Genomic DNA, 16857 nt, shown 5'->3' on the forward strand with positions numbered 1-16857 from the left:
TTCATTCACTTCCTGTTGGTGTAATTCCTGATATTATATCATAAAAACAAACTTAGTTTAAGCAATAGACAAAGTCTTTTGGCTGTGCTAGAATCGTTTTTGTAAACGTTTACTATAAAGGAGGAACTTATAATGGCTTATTTCGAACAGGTATCTAAAATTAACTTTGAGGGCAAGCAATCCGACAATCCTTTTGCGTTCAAATTTTATAATCCACAGGAAATTGTAGCGGGAAAAACGATGGAGGAGCATTTACGTTTTAGCATGGCCTACTGGCATACACTGGTTGCAGGCGGCTCCGATCCTTTTGGTGTAGAAACAGCGGAACGTCCATGGTCCAAGTTTACCGGGCTGGATTTGGCGAAGGCACGTGTGGAAGCTGCCTTTGAACTGCTGGATAAGCTGAATTTACCTTATTTCGCTTTCCACGATGTGGATATTGCACCGGAAGGCGCGTCATTGAAGGAATTTTACAGCAATCTGGATACCATCGTGGATCTGATTGAGGACCATATGAAAGCTACGGGGAAAAAACTGCTGTGGAACACGGCGAACATGTTTAGCCATCCACGTTATTTGCATGGTGCTGCCTCGACTTGCAATGCAGATGTATACGCACACGCAGCTGCTCAGATTAAAAAAGGACTGGAAGTGGGCAAACGTCTGGGCGCAGATAACTATGTTTTCTGGGGAGGCCGTGAAGGCTACGAAACACTGCTGAACACGGATTTGAAGCTGGAGCAGGACAATTTGGGACGTATGTTCCATATGGCCGTAGACTATGCGCGTGAAATTGGCTTTGACGCTCAGTTCCTGATTGAGCCAAAACCGAAGGAGCCAACGAAGCATCAGTATGATTTTGATGCTGCGACGACGATTGCTTTCCTGCAAAAATATGATCTGGATCAACATTTCAAGCTTAATCTGGAAGCTAATCATGCCACCTTGGCGGGTCATACTTTTGATCATGAAGTGCGTGTAGCACGGATTAACGGCATGCTGGGATCACTGGATGCAAACCAGGGAGATTTGCTGCTGGGCTGGGATACGGACGAATTCCCGGTTGATCTGTATGATGCGACCCTGACGATGTATGAAGTGCTGCAAAATGAAGGCTTGGGCCGTGGTGGTATCAACTTTGATGCCAAGGTACGCAGAGCATCGTTTGAGCCAGAAGACTTGTTCCTCGCGCACATCGCAGGTATGGATACGTATGCGAAGGGGCTGAAGGTAGCTGCCAAACTGATCGAGGATCGTGTGTTTGAGGACTTTATTGAGAAGCGCTACAGCAGCTTTAAAGAAGGTATTGGAGCAGACATCGTATCCGGAAAAGCAACGCTTGCTTCTCTGGCTGAATATGCTCTGGCGAACGAAACACCACGTAAAAACGTATCCGGTCGCCAGGAATATCTGAAAGCAACATTAAATCAATACATTTTGGCTGACTAAGCATATATAAAATAAGGAATACACGATAACAGGGAAGGAGGAACTCCGATGCAGGAGAAGCTAAATCAGGAGCAGGAACGCTATGTCATCGGCGTAGATTTGGGTACCAGCGCGGTCAAAACGGTGCTGGTTAACCTCAAGGGTCAGGTGGCTTATGAAACCTCCCAGTCTTATCCACTCCATCAGCCGAAGGCAGGATATAGCGAACAGCATCCTGAGGACTGGGTCAGTGGCACGTTAGCATCACTGAAACAGCTTGTGGAGAAGGCCGGAATCGGCGGCACAGATGCCGTAGACGGTATTAGCTTTTCGGGACAGATGCACGGGCTTGTGCTGACTGACAAGGAAGGCCAAGTGCTTCGTCCGGCTATTCTGTGGAATGACACGCGTACGACAGCACAATGCCGTCGTATTGAAGAACAGCTCGGGTCGGACCTGCTGAATATCGCACGTAATCGCGCGCTGGAAGGCTTCACGCTGCCCAAGCTGCTGTGGGTGCAGGAGCATGAGCCAGACGTGCTGGCCCGTGCGGCACATTTTATGCTACCCAAGGATTATGTGCGCTACTGTCTGACAGGAGAGCTGGCGACGGAGTATTCGGATGCGGCGGGCACGCTGCTGCTGGATATTGCGAACAAGCAGTGGAGCGAAGAGATCGCTGCCGCGTTTGATCTACCGTTGTCGCTGTTCCCGCCGCTGGTGGAATCCTTTGATCAGACGGGTACGCTCTTGCCGGAGATTGCGAAGCAGATCGGGCTTTCGCCTGAAACGAAGGTCTTTGCAGGTGGTGCGGACAACGCATGTGGCGCGATTGGTGCCGGCATTTTGAGTGAAGGCCGCACCCTATGCAGCATCGGCACCTCAGGGGTTGTACTTTCTTATGAGGAACGCAAGGATATTGATGTGCAGGGGCGGGCGCATTTTTTTAATCATAGTGAGCAGGATGCTTATTATATTATGGGGGTTACGCTCGCGGCCGGATACAGCTTGACTTGGTTTAAGGATACCTTTGCACCAGAGCATTCTTTTGATGCACTATTGGCAGATGTGAATTCTATTGAGCCGGGCAGCCAAGGGCTGCTGTTCACGCCTTATATCGTTGGCGAACGTACACCTCATCCGGATGCAACCATTCGAGGCAGCTTTATCGGGATGGATGCGGGACATAAGCTTGCGCATTTTACACGAGCGGTACTGGAAGGAATAACGTTTTCGCTCAAGGAATCTATAGATATTCTTAGAGGGACGGGCAAAACGGTGAATGAAGTGATTTCCATCGGCGGCGGTGCGCGTAATGAGGCATGGCTGCAAATGCAGGCAGATATTTTTAACGCGGATATCATCAAGCTGGAAAGCGAGCAGGGACCTGCCTTGGGGGCGGCCATGCTGGCTGCTTATGGTAGTGGCTGGTTTGAATCTCTGCAAGCGTGTGCTGAAGCATTTCTGCATGAAGCAGCGAGATATTCGCCGAACCCGGACCGTGTGGCACAGTATGAAGGTCTATACGAGCTGTATCGTGAAGTTTACTTGCACACGCGAGAGCTAAATGAGCATTTGGCAGTGTATCGCTGAATACGGTGAGCTTTAAGCGTAAATAAGAAACGGCTTCGGGTGTAAGAAACCCCCGAAGCCGCTTTTCATGTGATGATGAGTTGGAATTAAATACTTTTCTTGATTTTCGCATAATCTTCATGCATAGAGCTGGCTGCACAACCCGGACATGACTTGCTCGACGAACACCCCGCACAGGCGCCTTGACGGCTTTTTCGCAAAAATCGTACCAGCACCCACGCACTATAACCGAGGATCGCCAATAAAATGATGATATTGATCATGGAATTCACTTCCTTTTATTTACTATAGGGCCTGACTTTAACCCCAACCTAATAATCTGCCGCATTGATAGATCAAGACGGCAATGATATATGCAACGGCCAAAGGATAGATCACAGAAAATGCGGTCCAACGCCACGAAAGGGTTTCTTTACGAATGACCGCTACCGTAGCCAGACACGGAACATACAACAGAATGAACACCATAAAGCTAAGAGAGGCAAGCGGTGTAAAGGCATGTCTGACTTGTAGTTCAAGTCCCTGCATATCAGGAACGTGGTAAATAATATTCATCGTTGATACGACAACTTCCTTGGCCATAAAGCCTGTGAGCAGGGAAGCCCCTGCTTGCCAGGTGCCAAAACCGAGAGGGGCTAGTAATGGAGCGAACCAACCTCCAACGGTGGCAAGCAGGCTGTCATCCATTTCTACCCCGAAGCCCTGCGGACCGAAATTGGACAAGAGCCAGATGCCAACGGAACCTGCAAGAATAATGGTTCCGGCTTTACGGACGAAGCCTTTAACCTTCTCCCATGTGCTGCGGAATAGTGTAAGAGCCTGCGGCACTCGATAGGGAGGAAGTTCCACGATGAAGAGGGAGGGCTCACCCGACAAAATGGATACTTTGGAAAAAATTTTGGCAAGTATAAGTGAAACGACGATTCCTAACACATACATCAGCATGATGATGCTTGCCGCATGTGTTGGGAAAAACACACCCGCAAACAACGCATATACCGGCAGGCGGGCCGAACACGACATAAAGGGCACCAGCAACGTGGTAATGAGACGCTCTCTGGGCTGTTCAATGGTGCGTGCTGCCATAATCGCAGGGACATTGCAGCCAAATCCGATGATGAAGGGAATGAAGCTTTTCCCGTTCAAGCCCACGGCTTGCATCAGACGATCCATTAGTATCGTGACCCGTGCCATATACCCGGAGTCTTCGATCACCGAGATAATCAGAAATAAAATAGCAATTTGAGGCAGAAAAACAAGCACACCCCCGACTCCAGCCACGATGCCGTCCACGACTAGACTTTGCGTAAAGGCAGACGCGTTCAAGTGAACGAGTAATTCAGAAATCCAACTGCTGAGTGCACCTGAAAAAAATCCATCCAGCATATCTGAAAGGATCGTACCCGCCCAATCGAAGGTGAACTTGAAGGTAGCGTACATCAGCAGCAAAAAGATCGGAATCCCCAGATACCGGTGAGTTAATAGTGCATCTAGCCTATCCGTTAGGCTGTGCGGCTTGAGCTTGGAGGTGTCGAGTGCCTTGGTACACAGATCAGCAATCCATGCTGTTCGTACAGAACGAATATGCTGAGCAGGCGTGATGGCACAGCCTTCACTGAGCAGGTCTTCTTCGCAATGGCGAATACGCGCAGTTACTTGTTCACGCTGCACCTCATCCGTCATCCATTCCATGACGACAGGATTGTTTTCCAGACATTGCAGTGCGGCCCACCGGAGTTGCGGTACAGATGCATCCGGCAGTAAGTTGCAAATATCATGAATAGCCGCTTCGACGGCTGGGCCGTAATCCAGTTGAAAAGTATTGGATGCATGTCTTACTTCTCGAAGAGATGCGAGCATTTGCTTACTTCCACTACCTGTGCGCGCCACCATAGGAATGATGGGAACGTTCAATTGTTCAGCCAACAATTCCTTGTTTACGCGAAGACCCGTGGCATCAGCTACGTCAGTCATGTTTAAGCCAAGTACAAGGGGACGGCCATATTCCAGTAGTTGTACGGTCAGATAGAGATTACGCTGGAGCTGGGAGGCATCCACGATATTGATCAGGGCCGCAGGCGGCTCTTCCAGCAAATATCGGGTTGCAACACCTTCATCCAGCGAAAGAGGGAGTAAAGAGTAGGCACCTGGCAAATCCACCAATACGGCAGACTTGTCACGCAGGAGCCCTGTTTTCTTTTCCACGGTGACGCCGGACCAGTTCCCTACTTCTGCATACGTACGAGTCAGCTTGTTGAATAATGAGGTTTTTCCTGTATTGGGATTGCCAAATAGAGCGATCATGTCCATGTCGGAACGACCTCCAGTTGTTTCACTTGATTTTGACGGAGGCCGACCAGTTGGCCGTTGCATTCAATGACGATCGGGCCGCCCAATAAACTGATTTTTTTTAAGCGTATGATGGAACCTTCGTTGATGCCCATGTCTGTCAAGCGGCGGCGCAATGAGGGATGAAGAGGGTCAAGGGATTGCAAACGCACAGTCTGACCTAGTGGCGTACGAAGAAGTGAAATACATTCTGGCATGGTGTTCAGCCTTTCTGATCTAGAATGAGAATCAATATCATTTACTTCCGATGCCAGTACCATATCATGAGGATACTTAGATTGCTGTGATAAAATTCGCTGCGAACGACATGTTTGCCCCTTGCTCCCATCTGTTATATCGCCGAGTATGTGTGTCGCAACCTGTCTTTTTAACTGTCCCATTACTCGTCTGCAACCGACAAAACTAGAGCGCTTGGGGCAACTGTTTTTATGGTAAGATAGAGCTGTTTATAACTATGCTAAGAAGGGCAGGAACGCTCTGTATGAACAGAAAAATCGGGGTTAGGCTTGTAAAATGTCTGGTTGCGGGTGCAGCGCTGGCTGTGTTGCTGCCGCAGGCTGTGGAGTGGGGCAGCAATGTGTATGCGGCGTCGATCAAGCCGGCTCCATCGGTATCATCGCAGCAGCTTCAGAACAAGCTTTTACAGGCAATGGCTACGCGGAGTGAAACGCTGACCTTTACATATCAAGGGCGAGTGAACGGTCTCAAACAGCAATTACAGACGGCCATCCAACAGGCCATGGAGAGCGATCCGTATGTGAATTATACGATCAAAAGCTACGCATTCAGCTATACAGGCACAACGACCTCCGCTCAGGTTACGATTCGTTTAAGCTACCGGGAGACGAAGGAACAGACAGCTTATGTGGATAGCACAGTTAAAGCGGTGCTGGGGGATATTATTACGAAGGGAATGACGGATCATGAGAAGGTGAAGGCCATCCATGATTGGATCGTCGTTCGCCTGAAGTATGATGAAGCACAGCAAAAGTACACAGCCTACGATGGCCTGAAAACGGGAAGCACGGTCTGCCAGGGTTATTCACTGCTAGCCTATAAAATGCTGGAACGTGCAGGCATTACGAATCGGATTGTGGAAGGTAGAGCAGGGGGACAGCTGCATGCATGGAATCTTGTTTTATTAGATGGTCGATGGTATCACATGGATACGACATGGGATGATCCAACCCCAGATCGCGCGAACGAAGTAAGCACTTCATATTATCTGCTGACGGATACCGAAATGCGGCGGGATCACTCATGGGTGAAACCGTATCCTCAGGCGAATACATCGTATCGGGAAACCTTATCAGCACTGGTAGCTGCCGGAGGATTAAAGGCTGCTGTGTATCAAAAACTGTACAATACCCTCGAATATCCGCTGCAAGATGGTAAGGGTCTGGTTAAATCATCCGCCGACATCAAGGAACAGGTGCGTAAGATTGTAAATAAGGGAGGGACGACGCTTACCTTCGCCTATCAGGGAACAGAGCGAAGTCTCAAGGAGGATTTACAGTCCTTATATCAACTCGGCTTAAAATCCATTTCTTATCAGATTACGGACCTTGGAAGTACCGGCAATCTTCGGGTAACCCTGAAATGGACCTAATCATCTGCTGTAAAAAGCTACATTAACAAAGGAGTATTTTATTTATATGCACAGGCGTTCCTTTACCTATTTGCTTGGCACGCAGACCATGTCCAATGCGGCCGACATTCTTTATATTATGGCACTTGTGTCTTTGGTTTTTCATGAAACAGACTCCATCTTCTCTTCGGTGCTCGTTCCGTTGCTGCGAATGGGGGCACAGATGATCAGCGGCTTTTTAGCACCGCTCATTTTGGCCCGATTCCAGCTTCCTTTTATTTTATTCGTTTCTCAGTTCGGGCAACTGGCTTTCTTTGCTGTTCTGCTGGGCCACTTGTGGTCAGCAGGCACGGAGCCGATATGGGTGATTGTGTTTACGTTGGTGGCAGCCATGTCCTTTCTGGACGGATGGACTACGCCTGCGCGTAATGCGCTGATTCCTCGCCTTGCGTCCGGGGAAGGACTTATGCGGGCAAACAGTCTGGTATCGGTCAGCGATCAGACGGTGCAATTAGCGGGGTGGGGGCTTAGTGGTGTGCTCGTAGCCATGCTAGGTTCGGAAAAAACACTACTGGTTGCTGGCGGATTATATATGATAGCCATGATCTTCACCAGCCTGATTCGAGATCCACTAGAGGGCAAAGCTCATTATTTGCTGCAACCTGGAACAAGGGTGCGAGGTGGAGATGTCTCAGTTTTCGAAGCTCTAACTGAACCCGGGCAAGGGCATCATGACTTGCCTCCTGCACAGTTGGAAGATACACTATATGGCCCGGAATCTGAGAGCCCCACACTACCTCCCAAGCGTAAAAAGGAAATACTTCGTGAAGGCTGGAGCCTCATCGGAGCCAGTCGCAGACTGAAAGCTCTTATTTTTATGGATATGATTGACCTTCTAGGGGGTTCGGTTTGGGTAGGCGCGTTCACGCTTGCTTTCGCTCAGCAGGTCTTGCACAAAAGTGAGGCATGGTGGGGATACATCAATGCAGCGTATTTTGCAGGAGCGATTGGCGGCGGTATCGTGGTCCTCGCCTGCGTCAAGTATTTGCAGCGCAGACTGCTGCCCGCCATGTTGGCGGGGATGGCAGGTTATGGGCTGCTGACAGCTTGGTATGCACTGAACACATTACCGCCACTAACGCTGCTTATCGTGCTGTTGATGGGACTACCTGCGGAAATGTCCGTCGTATCCCGCCGTACGATGATGCAAATGAGTGTGTCTGTACATGATTTGCCTAAGGTGCTGTCCGCCCAGGCTACGCTGACAAGCCTAACGTTTTGTATTTCGCTGCTTTTAATGGGCTGGATTGCAGATCATTTGGGTATCGTTAATTTGTACTTGTTTTCAGCAGGGTTGACGCTGATTGCTGTCATATACGGTATTTTTAGTCGTCGTGCCTTATCTATGTCTTTATCAGCTGAAGTAGCTGCTTCTTCCAAATAAACAGAAAAAGAAAAAGAAAAGGCCCGTCTCCGGGCATATACAGGTGAACATGCGGATAAACAGTCTTGGACCAGGTTTACCAGCGTGTTCTCCCTGATATGTGGAGACGGGCTTTTTTTAATGTCTTCTATTATTTATCCGAAGAAGCATCCGGGCTCAAATCACATTCTTTTAATGGCACGATTTTAGTACGTTTGGTCCATTTGTAGCCGAGCCACAGCAGAAGGAATAGCGGCACACTCATGTACGTAGCGATCATCGTTTTCCAGTCAATCTCCTGTCCGGTGAAGGCATCCGCCCCTTGCCCGATAATGACAATGATACACAGAGCGAAGGCGAACAACGGGCCAAATGGGAACCAACGGGCTTTGTATGGAAGCTCACTCAGACTGTGACCCTGTGCATTAAAGGCACGGCGGAAACGATAATGGCTGACTGCAATTCCGACCCACGTAATAAATCCGCACATTCCAGAAGCATTCAGCAGCCAGTTATAGACTACACCGTCTCCATACAGGGAGGCGAGAAAGGCTAGCATACCGACAGCGGTCGTGATCAGCAGCGCGTTCATAGGAATGCCGCGTCTATTGATACGTCCGAGGAAACGCGGGGCTTTACCTTCTCGTGCCAAAGCGTACAGTACCCGAGTGGCCGCGTACATACCCGAGTTACCTGCCGACAATACGGAAGTCAAAATAACGGCGTTCATAACAGAGGCAGCAATCGCAAGCCCTGCTTTTTCAAATACGAGCGTGAACGGGCTGACCCCGATATCACTGATATCTCCCCGCAGCAGATTCGGATTGGTGTACGGAATGATCAATCCAATCACGAGAATTGCGAGAATATAAAAGAACAGGATGCGCCAAAAGATTTGACGGATGGCGCGCGGCACATTTTCACGCGGATTTTCGCTCTCTCCTGCGGCTACCCCAATCAGCTCCGTTCCCTGAAAGGAAAAGCCCGCTGCCATGAATACACCCAGTACAGCAAAGAATCCACCATGGAACGGGGCGTCTCCTACCGTGAAGTTGGCAAAGCCGACCGCAGGACCACCCATAATGCCGAAGATCATCAGCACACCTACAGTCAAAAAGATGACCACAGTCACAATTTTAATCATGGCGAACCAGTATTCAGACTCACCGTAGCCTTTGACGGTCAACGCGTTCAGTGCGAAGATTACGGCCAGGAATAACAGACTCCACCAGGCAGAGTGACTTTCCGGGAACCAGTATTTGATCAGCACGGTCGCTGCTGCCAATTCGGCAGCAATCGTCACCGCCCAGTTGTACCAGAAGTTCCAGCCCATGGCGAAACCAAAAGCCGGATCGACGAAGCGACCTGCATAGGTGTTAAAAGAGCCGGATTCAGGCATAAATGTAGCCAACTCACCGAGGCTGGTCATAAGGAAGTAGACCATGAGGCCAACTGCTGCATAAGCCAGCAGGGCACCACCGGGTCCAGCTTCGGCAACTGCGCCTCCACTGGCGAGGAACAGACCTGTTCCGATAGAACCGCCGAGGGCGATCATCGTCATATGGCGGGCTTTGAGACTTTTACGCAAGGTTCCGTCAGATGTTGCTCTGTGTTGCACGTTCAAACACTCCTTCATGAAATTGTATTTCATGTCAGGGCAAGAGCTAGAAGGAGGGGGAGTATATAAATCAAAAAACCGCAGGGAATACGCCTGCGGTTTTGTCTATGCATTCCGCACCATACCTTCTTCTATAACAAGATAGCTCAACACACGTGTCTGTGTTAGGACAGCGTGTGACAGTTCTGCTCCTTTCGGTTAGCAGCCCCAGCATTCGGAGTATTTACAAAGAGTCAGCTCCGCATACTTCGGCGGGTGTACCTTTCCACTGGAATCTCAGACGGCTCTTATCGTCTCCTCCGGTGTACCGATTACATCCGCGACCTCTACCTCATCATAAAACAGGGTTGATGAGGTGTATGACATGATATTTTATTGTATAGCGAATTACAGTATATCGTACCTGTACATCTTCTGACAATCGACAATTTTTTGAAAATCACTCGTAGAATCTTAAATTAAGAGTTCCGCTTGGCCATCTGCTGCCAAACTGTGCCCGCGGCTTGTTCGCCTGATTCGATGCGTTCCAGCGCCATTTTAGCCTGTAGACTGACCTCGAATTCGGGATCATCGACCGCCTTCTCCAACGCATCACGCGCATCCTCGGTTCCCACCTCGTATAAAAAACGTGCCGCCCGCCAGCGTACCAACTTGCTGCTATCCGACAGGGCTCCGATCATTGCACTGGTAGCGACCGGATCGCCGATGTCCGACAACGTGTCGCCTGCGGTGCGGCGTACTGCCGCTGAAGGATCGCGCAGCGCCTCGGCTAGCAGTTCCATCGCTTCCGGAGAGCGAATATCGCCCAGATAGACCACGCCCAGCCGCCGCAGCTGCATTTTATCGTCATGCAGCGCTTGCCGGATAAGCGGCAAATGCTCGGGCGTCGGTTCCAGCCGATCCAGCGCAGCGTAGCGTGTGCGCCAATCCCCGTGCTGCAGGGCCTGCTCCAGCTCGGCATCACTCCACTCGCGGCGTTCCTCCACGAATTCGCTGTTGTTTGCACCGTGGGCAATCGCTTGTTGGATAATCTGCTCCAGCCGCTCTTGTGGAAAGGCTGCCTCCAGTTCCTGCTCAACCTCACGTGCAATGTCCGGCAGTTCACCATAGCGGACGCCGTAATCACTCAGCTTGCGTTCCTTAATCAGCGTTGCACTCGCTACACGGGTAACGGCCTGCACGAATCGGTCGGACAAGGAAATTCGTTCCTCCTGCTGCCCTGCCTTGACTCGGATTTGCATAGGAAGGCCGCGAAAAAATTGCACAAAGACCTGTGCTTCGCCAAATGCTTCTCCAGAGGTTTCCTCTGGCAAATCCCAATTGGCGTCAGCGCCTTCCTCGCCTAGCTGATCCCGGACTTGACCCAGAATGGTGGACCAATCTGCATTCCCTTTGCGGTCAAGGGCTACGAAGTCGGTTGTGTGAAACACGCTTTTGACCCCTTCAATGTCCAACATGCTCCGGATAAATGGGGGAGCGGAACGCTCATTGTCCCGTGTATATGTTCTGCGGATACCCGCTTCCAGTCGCTCATCCAGATGCAGCATCATGGTGTTCGGACTGGGAGTTGGCTCGATAGATGTTATTTTCATAGCTCAGTACAGCCTCCTGTTCAAAAGTTCTCCATATATATCTTATCTGTATTGTAACTCATTCTGCGAATCTCTCCAAAGAGAAGTTGGCGTTTCCGAGGAAAACACAATGACATATCTCACACTAATTCAGGTAAACATGTCTGATGAATATGGAGGTTTTTTAATAAAAACAGGATGCTATATAAGCCGAACTCGGAAAATTAACATGAAAACGGAGTAGGCGGAATGGTGCTGTACAAGCGTAGCGGTCGCTTTGGTCCCCGGATTTTTACCCTAATCATAGGCCTTATTCTAGAAATCCGGGGGCGGTGGCGATGGGAAGTAGCATCCGAATGCGCAGTGGCACTATAGGTATCTTTATTCGGTTTATAGTTTGATGCTGTTTATGCATTCCGCCTCAGCGGATCGTTCTGGTGGCTGCGAATGAGCAGGGAGGCGATAAATCCCACAGACAGAACTGCCGCCAGCAGCATAAATGTAGTCATCTGATTGCCGCCATTCCCCATCAAACGAATGGAGAGCATAGGAGCTAGACTTGTACCGGCAAACAGGATGAAGGTATATAGTGAGACAGCTATAGCTCTCGCTGCACCGCCGAGCTGGCCGACGATTGCTATGAGTGAAGGAACACTCAGGGCAATGCCGCTGACAAAGCATACACTCAACACCACGATAGTCATAAGAGAGTGTGTCATTCCCATCAGCGCCAAACTCAGAATGGAAAGAATAAGAGCTGTACGTAATATAAGGTGCACACCGTATTTCTGGGCTAGCTTTCCTGCGAATGGTGAAAGGAGCATGCCGATGATACCAGCGGATCTGACATAAAGCATCTGTCGGCTATTCAGGCCAAATTCAGGGCCGCCAAGATAGTTACCCAAAACCGTATACATGCTCACAAAGGACATCAGGAGAACAAAAGCAACCGTGTAGCTTAACCATAAAGGATACGAGCGCAGAACGGTCTCCAACTGACTGAAAGCTGCCCAAATGCGAACATCTCGTTGAGGGGAGGGGGTTTTAGGTAGGAAAAAAAGGACGATTAGGAAGGTAATTGCATACAAAATGCCTAGCATCCGAAATACCGTATTCCACCCCATTTGTTCGCTAATGACAATACTAAATACCTGACCAGCAATACCCGCTACTAGAAAACCGGTGCTGATAAAGCCGATAGCTGTTACCCGTTTTTCGGCCGGAAACATATCGACGGCGTATGCGAGAGCAACGGGGGAAAAGGTGGCTGCAGCCAAACCTTGAAGCAAGCGCAGTGTAACTAATACAGAATATTGACTGGTTAAGCTGATGGATAACGAAATAATCGTTAATGCGAGCAGTCCGATGACGATAACCTGCTTTCGTCCAAAGCGGTTAGACAATCCACCATAAACAAGACATCCCGCCGCAAAGCCTAAGGAAAAGATACTGCCCGGTAGGGCTGCTTCGGCAAGCGTTTTTCCAAACACTTTAGCAAAAAGAGGGACCAAAGGGATCGTCACATACAGGCTGGACATAACGGCAACCGCTGACCAGCATAGGATTACAGTCATCCATGCATAAGGGAGAGCCACATTTTCTTTCTGTATAACGGTATGATTGGTTCGTAATTTACTCATCAATTGAACACTCCTTGATCATAAAATAAGTGGCTTGGTAATACACGAAATTAAATATATTAGGTAACCTAATTATATGTTTAAAAAAAATTTATCTGCCCACCCCCAATCTGTTTTCCATATGATGATGGATTTTTTCTATAATCCGCGAAAAAACGACCTGCTCCTCAGGCTCCAAAATACTCGCTAGAGAAGCACAGGAAGACCAAAATACAGGAAGCACTTGCTGTACAAGATGAGATCCCCCTTCTGTAATGCGCACATGAATTTTGCGTCGATCTGAGGAATTATGTTCTCTGATAATCCAGCCTCGTTGCTCTGTCCAGTCTAGGAGAGATGTAACAGATGCACGACGAATTCCCAGACGGTCGGCAATCATTGAAGGGCTCATCTGAGCCTGGGATTGGTGTAGTGTCAACAGCAACAATAAATCTAGCTTACTCTCTGTCAGGCCATAAGCAGCTAGATCCAAATCTATTGCGTCGAGCGTATTATCACCCGTCCATAGCAAGAAGAGACCAATACGGGCGAGTTGTCGATTCGTTTCTGCAAGAGCAGTTTGATCCATTAGCTCCAGATAAGGTTCTGGACCCAGACGGGGAAGAGGTTGCTGGACGGTGTCCCGCATACTTTGTTTTGGTGGCATACATTCACTCTTTTCATATAATTAGGTTATCTAACTATATATCAATATAGCGTATTGAAATGCATAAAACAATATCTAAAAAGAAATACTGCTACATTCAATGCAGAAGCAGGGTTAAAACTCGACAGAATGAACCAAACTGTGAATAGGTTACCAAAATGCGCCAATAGATAAGTGAAGGAGGCGTTCCTATGTTCCGCAAGCAGGAAAGAACGCTCATTATTGTATGTATAGTAATTGCGGCCATTATGCTATATGCCGTAATTAAAAGCATAGCTCGCTTGACTCCTTAGTTGGTAATCCAGAGTGATCCGCGATGTTTAAAATGTGAAATGAAGGAGTGAAACCCATTTGTCTTCACTGGACCCTGTATTACTAAGCCGGATGCTGACCGGAATTACCCTGTTTGTTCATATCGTATTTGCATCTATCGGCGTCGGCGTACCCTTAATGATTGCACTAGCAGAATGGCGCGGGCTGCGAACTGGTGATCCGCATTATACCCTGCTGGCCCGACGGTGGGCGCGAGGGTTTGTCATTACCGTTGCCGTGGGTGTCGTTACAGGTACCGCCATTGGTTTGCAGCTCAGCTTGCTTTGGCCCACCTTTATGCGGGTGGCTGGACAAGCGATTGCACTGCCTCTGTTTTTGGAGACGTTTGCTTTTTTCATCGAAGCTATATTCCTGGGCATCTATTTGTATACTTGGGATCGGTTTAAAAGCAAATATTTTCACCTGATGCTGCTCATCCCGGTAGCGATTGCCTCATCTGCATCAGCGGTTTTTATTACGACTGTGAACTCGTTCATGAACCAACCTCAAGGCTTTACACTCAAAAATGGAGTCATGACAAATATTCATCCCATCGAGGCCATGCTAAATCCGGCTACGCCGACCAAAGTTTCTCATGTACTGGCTTCCTCGTATACATTGAGCGCTGGGGTGCTGATGGGACTGGCTGCTTACAGTATGCTGCGGGGACGTAATCACGCTTATTTTAAAAAGGCGCTGAAGCTCACTGCCACCTGTACCATTGTGAGTGCCATCAGTACAGTGATGATTGGAGATGCATCCGGTAAATTTCTGGCCAAATATCAGCCGGAGAAGCTGGCCGCCGCCGAATGGCATTTTGATACGATGACGCACGCGCCCTTCGTATATGGCGGATACATGGATAAGAACGGTGAAATCAAATATGCCCTGAAAGTGCCTTATGCACTTAGTGTGTTGGCCGGGAACCTGCCCAGTACGGAGGTCAAGGGATTAAATGATTATCCCGTAGATGAGCGTCCGCCCCTGTCTATCCATTATATGTTTGACCTCAAAATCACCACAGGGGTGCTGATTCTCGTCATTCCGCTGTTGTATCTGATCCGCAAGCGTTTGCCAGGTCGCAAACCATACCCCAGATGGCTGCTGTTGGCGCTCATTCTGGTGGGGCCGATGGCGATGGTAGCTATTGAGCTCGGATGGATGTTCGCGGAGGTCGGTAGACAGCCGTGGATTTTACGCGGATATATGAAGGTGTCCGAAGCAGCAACCACTTCTACGAGTGTTGGGTGGATGCTGGTGTTGTTTGTTATTTTGTATCTGGTGTTGTGCTTCTCGGCCATTAAGGTACTCAGCAAGCTATTTCGCAATAAGGATGCGGTGGAAGAGATAAGACAGCTCGGCCTGGAAGGGGCTGATGGTAAGTGAGCTATGAAATTGTAGGCATCGCCATTTTGTGGACGTTCCTGTTCGGATATTTGCTTATAGCATCTATTGATTTTGGTGCAGGGTTTTTCAGCTTTTACAGTGTGTTAACAGGCCACCAGAACAAAATCCACAATATTATTCAACGGTATCTATCCCCGGTGTGGGAGGTAACAAACGTATTTCTCATCTTTTTTGTGGTGGGATTAAACGGGTTCTTCCCGGATGCGGCATATTACTATGGTACGGCGTTACTCGTTCCCGGCAGTATTGCGATTGTACTTCTCGCCATCCGGGGAGTGTATTATGCATACAATACGTATGGGCATTCCGGCACCAATAATATCGTCTACATGGCGTTGTACGGTGCGACAGGGTTACTGATTCCGGCGGCACTGTCGACGGTCCTCGCTATATCGGAAGGCGGCATTATTGTGGAGAACAGTACAGGTGTGCACCTGCAATGGGGGCAGCTATTAAGCAATCCCTACACGTGGGCGGTTATTTTTCTGGCGTTGGTAAGCGTACTGTATATCTCGGCGATGTTTTTGGCCTATTATGCCAAAAGGGCAGGAGACAAGGTCGCTTTTGAAATCGTACGAGGATATGCACTGCTTTGGAGCGGTCCAACGATTGTTGCGAGTCTGCTCGCATTTTTTCAGATTAACAAACAAAATCCAGATCATTTTACCAATATGCTGAACATAGCCTGGATGTTTGTCGCATCCTTCATATGCTTTGCGGGAGCAGTTTATCTGGTATGGCAGCGGCGGCATCTAGGGGTTTCGTTCATATTGGTGATGCTGCAATTTGCATTTGCCTGGTATGGCTACGGCCGCTCGCATCTCCCGTATGTTCTGTATCCCTACATTAATGTCTACGACAGCTTTACAAATTCTACGATGGCGTATGCGTTGATTACGGCGTTTGTTGCGGGTCTGCTGGTGCTGATCCCTTCGCTGATCCTGATATTAAGATTGTTTCTGTTCGATGCAAAATATGTGCGCGGACATGAAGGGAAGAAAGGGTGAGTTAGAGTGGCTGCTTTCGAGCATTTTACGATTATGTATGAGTCACCTATCATTATCGTCGTGGCGATTGTGTTTTTGTTTATTTATTCGGCACGCTTTAAAAATCCACAAGATTGACAACAACAGGTGGAACAGGCCTTCCTGATTGATCCGGGAGGTCTGTTTTTGCTGTATTATCGCAGAATTTCCTTTACAGACGTGATTGAATTATACTTTACATAGATCAGGATGTTGCATCATTTTATGTTCACACTCGAATGACAATATATAGTTAA

At 48.8% G+C, this 16857-nt stretch carries 14 protein-coding genes and 1 riboswitch; of the genes, 7 read left to right on the plus strand and 7 right to left on the minus strand.

Features of this window, described 5'->3' with window-relative positions; translation table 11 throughout:
• Positions 1–132: 132 nt before the first annotated feature.
• Together xylA and xylB are read left to right on the plus strand one after the other, a co-directional pair.
• Positions 133–1449, plus strand: a complete 1317-nt coding sequence (gene xylA / locus JOD82_RS21360; RefSeq protein ID WP_039273722.1) for a xylose isomerase — start codon at positions 133–135, stop codon at positions 1447–1449.
• Between the two features lie 48 nt (positions 1450–1497).
• Positions 1498–3021, plus strand: a complete 1524-nt coding sequence (gene xylB / locus JOD82_RS21365) for a xylulokinase (RefSeq protein WP_029519213.1) — start codon at positions 1498–1500, stop codon at positions 3019–3021.
• Positions 3022–3107: 86 nt separating this feature from the next.
• Here the strand turns inward: xylB and JOD82_RS21370 are convergent, their stop codons facing one another.
• From JOD82_RS21370 to JOD82_RS29340, 3 genes are read right to left on the minus strand one after another with little or no spacing between them, the layout of a single operon-like run.
• A complete protein-coding gene (locus JOD82_RS21370; protein ID WP_080658679.1) occupies positions 3108–3284 on the minus strand; it encodes a FeoB-associated Cys-rich membrane protein in 177 nt (58 codons plus the stop codon).
• A 37-nt stretch (positions 3285–3321) separates the two neighbouring features.
• Entirely contained in the window at positions 3322–5331 is a 2010-nt protein-coding gene (gene feoB, locus JOD82_RS21375; protein WP_029519211.1) for a ferrous iron transport protein B, read from the minus strand.
• Positions 5322–5750, minus strand: coding sequence for a FeoA family protein (locus JOD82_RS29340; RefSeq protein ID WP_239645267.1), 429 nt, complete (start codon positions 5748–5750; stop codon positions 5322–5324). Before JOD82_RS29340 ends, feoB begins: the two co-directional genes overlap by 10 nt.
• Positions 5751–5851: 101 nt before the next feature.
• Here JOD82_RS29340 and JOD82_RS21385 point away from each other — a divergent pair, with 101 nt between their 5' ends.
• Both JOD82_RS21385 and JOD82_RS21390 read left to right on the plus strand, forming a co-directional pair.
• Positions 5852–6979, plus strand: coding sequence for a transglutaminase domain-containing protein (locus JOD82_RS21385; protein ID WP_069012161.1), 1128 nt, complete (start codon positions 5852–5854; stop codon positions 6977–6979).
• Positions 6980–7025: 46 nt separating this feature from the next.
• The gene (locus tag JOD82_RS21390) at positions 7026–8402 is read left to right on the plus strand and encodes an MFS transporter (RefSeq protein ID WP_029519207.1); all 1377 of its coding nucleotides are present in this window, start codon (positions 7026–7028) and stop codon (positions 8400–8402) included.
• Between the two features lie 130 nt (positions 8403–8532).
• Here JOD82_RS21390 and JOD82_RS21395 read toward each other — a convergent pair whose 3' ends face one another.
• From JOD82_RS21395 to JOD82_RS21410, 4 genes are all read right to left on the minus strand, one after another.
• The gene (locus tag JOD82_RS21395; protein WP_029519205.1) at positions 8533–9999 is read right to left on the minus strand and encodes an amino acid permease; all 1467 of its coding nucleotides are present in this window, start codon (positions 9997–9999) and stop codon (positions 8533–8535) included.
• A 134-nt stretch (positions 10000–10133) separates the two neighbouring features.
• Positions 10134–10336: riboswitch (Lysine riboswitch) on the minus strand.
• A gap of 121 nt (positions 10337–10457) precedes the next feature.
• Positions 10458–11591, minus strand: a complete 1134-nt coding sequence (locus JOD82_RS21400) for a virulence factor (protein ID WP_069012160.1) — start codon at positions 11589–11591, stop codon at positions 10458–10460.
• Between the two features lie 386 nt (positions 11592–11977).
• A complete protein-coding gene (locus JOD82_RS21405) occupies positions 11978–13210 on the minus strand; it encodes an MFS transporter (RefSeq protein ID WP_069012159.1) in 1233 nt (410 codons plus the stop codon).
• A 91-nt stretch (positions 13211–13301) separates the two neighbouring features.
• Positions 13302–13856 (minus strand): MarR family winged helix-turn-helix transcriptional regulator, encoded by a 555-nt coding sequence (locus JOD82_RS21410; RefSeq protein ID WP_029519201.1) that lies wholly within the window; start codon positions 13854–13856, stop codon positions 13302–13304.
• A 351-nt stretch (positions 13857–14207) separates the two neighbouring features.
• On the opposite strand from JOD82_RS21410, the gene JOD82_RS21415 reads away from it, so the two are divergent.
• The 3 genes from JOD82_RS21415 to cydS are packed head-to-tail and all read left to right on the plus strand — an operon-like array spanning position 14208 to position 16699.
• Positions 14208–15554: a cytochrome ubiquinol oxidase subunit I gene (locus tag JOD82_RS21415; protein ID WP_209949906.1), complete on the plus strand. Its 1347-nt coding sequence runs from the start codon at positions 14208–14210 to the stop codon at positions 15552–15554.
• Positions 15551–16582 (plus strand): cytochrome d ubiquinol oxidase subunit II, encoded by a 1032-nt coding sequence (locus JOD82_RS21420; RefSeq protein WP_029519198.1) that lies wholly within the window; start codon positions 15551–15553, stop codon positions 16580–16582. Before JOD82_RS21415 ends, JOD82_RS21420 begins: the two co-directional genes overlap by 4 nt.
• Positions 16583–16588: 6 nt before the next feature.
• On the plus strand, positions 16589–16699 hold the full coding sequence (cydS, locus tag JOD82_RS29805) for a cytochrome bd oxidase small subunit CydS family protein (protein WP_007432143.1): 111 nt from the start codon (positions 16589–16591) through the stop codon (positions 16697–16699).
• Positions 16700–16857: the final 158 nt, after the last annotated feature.

It is taken from the genome of Paenibacillus sp. 1182, from assembly GCF_017833915.1.
In the GTDB taxonomy this organism is placed as follows: domain Bacteria; phylum Bacillota; class Bacilli; order Paenibacillales; family Paenibacillaceae; genus Paenibacillus; species Paenibacillus polymyxa_D.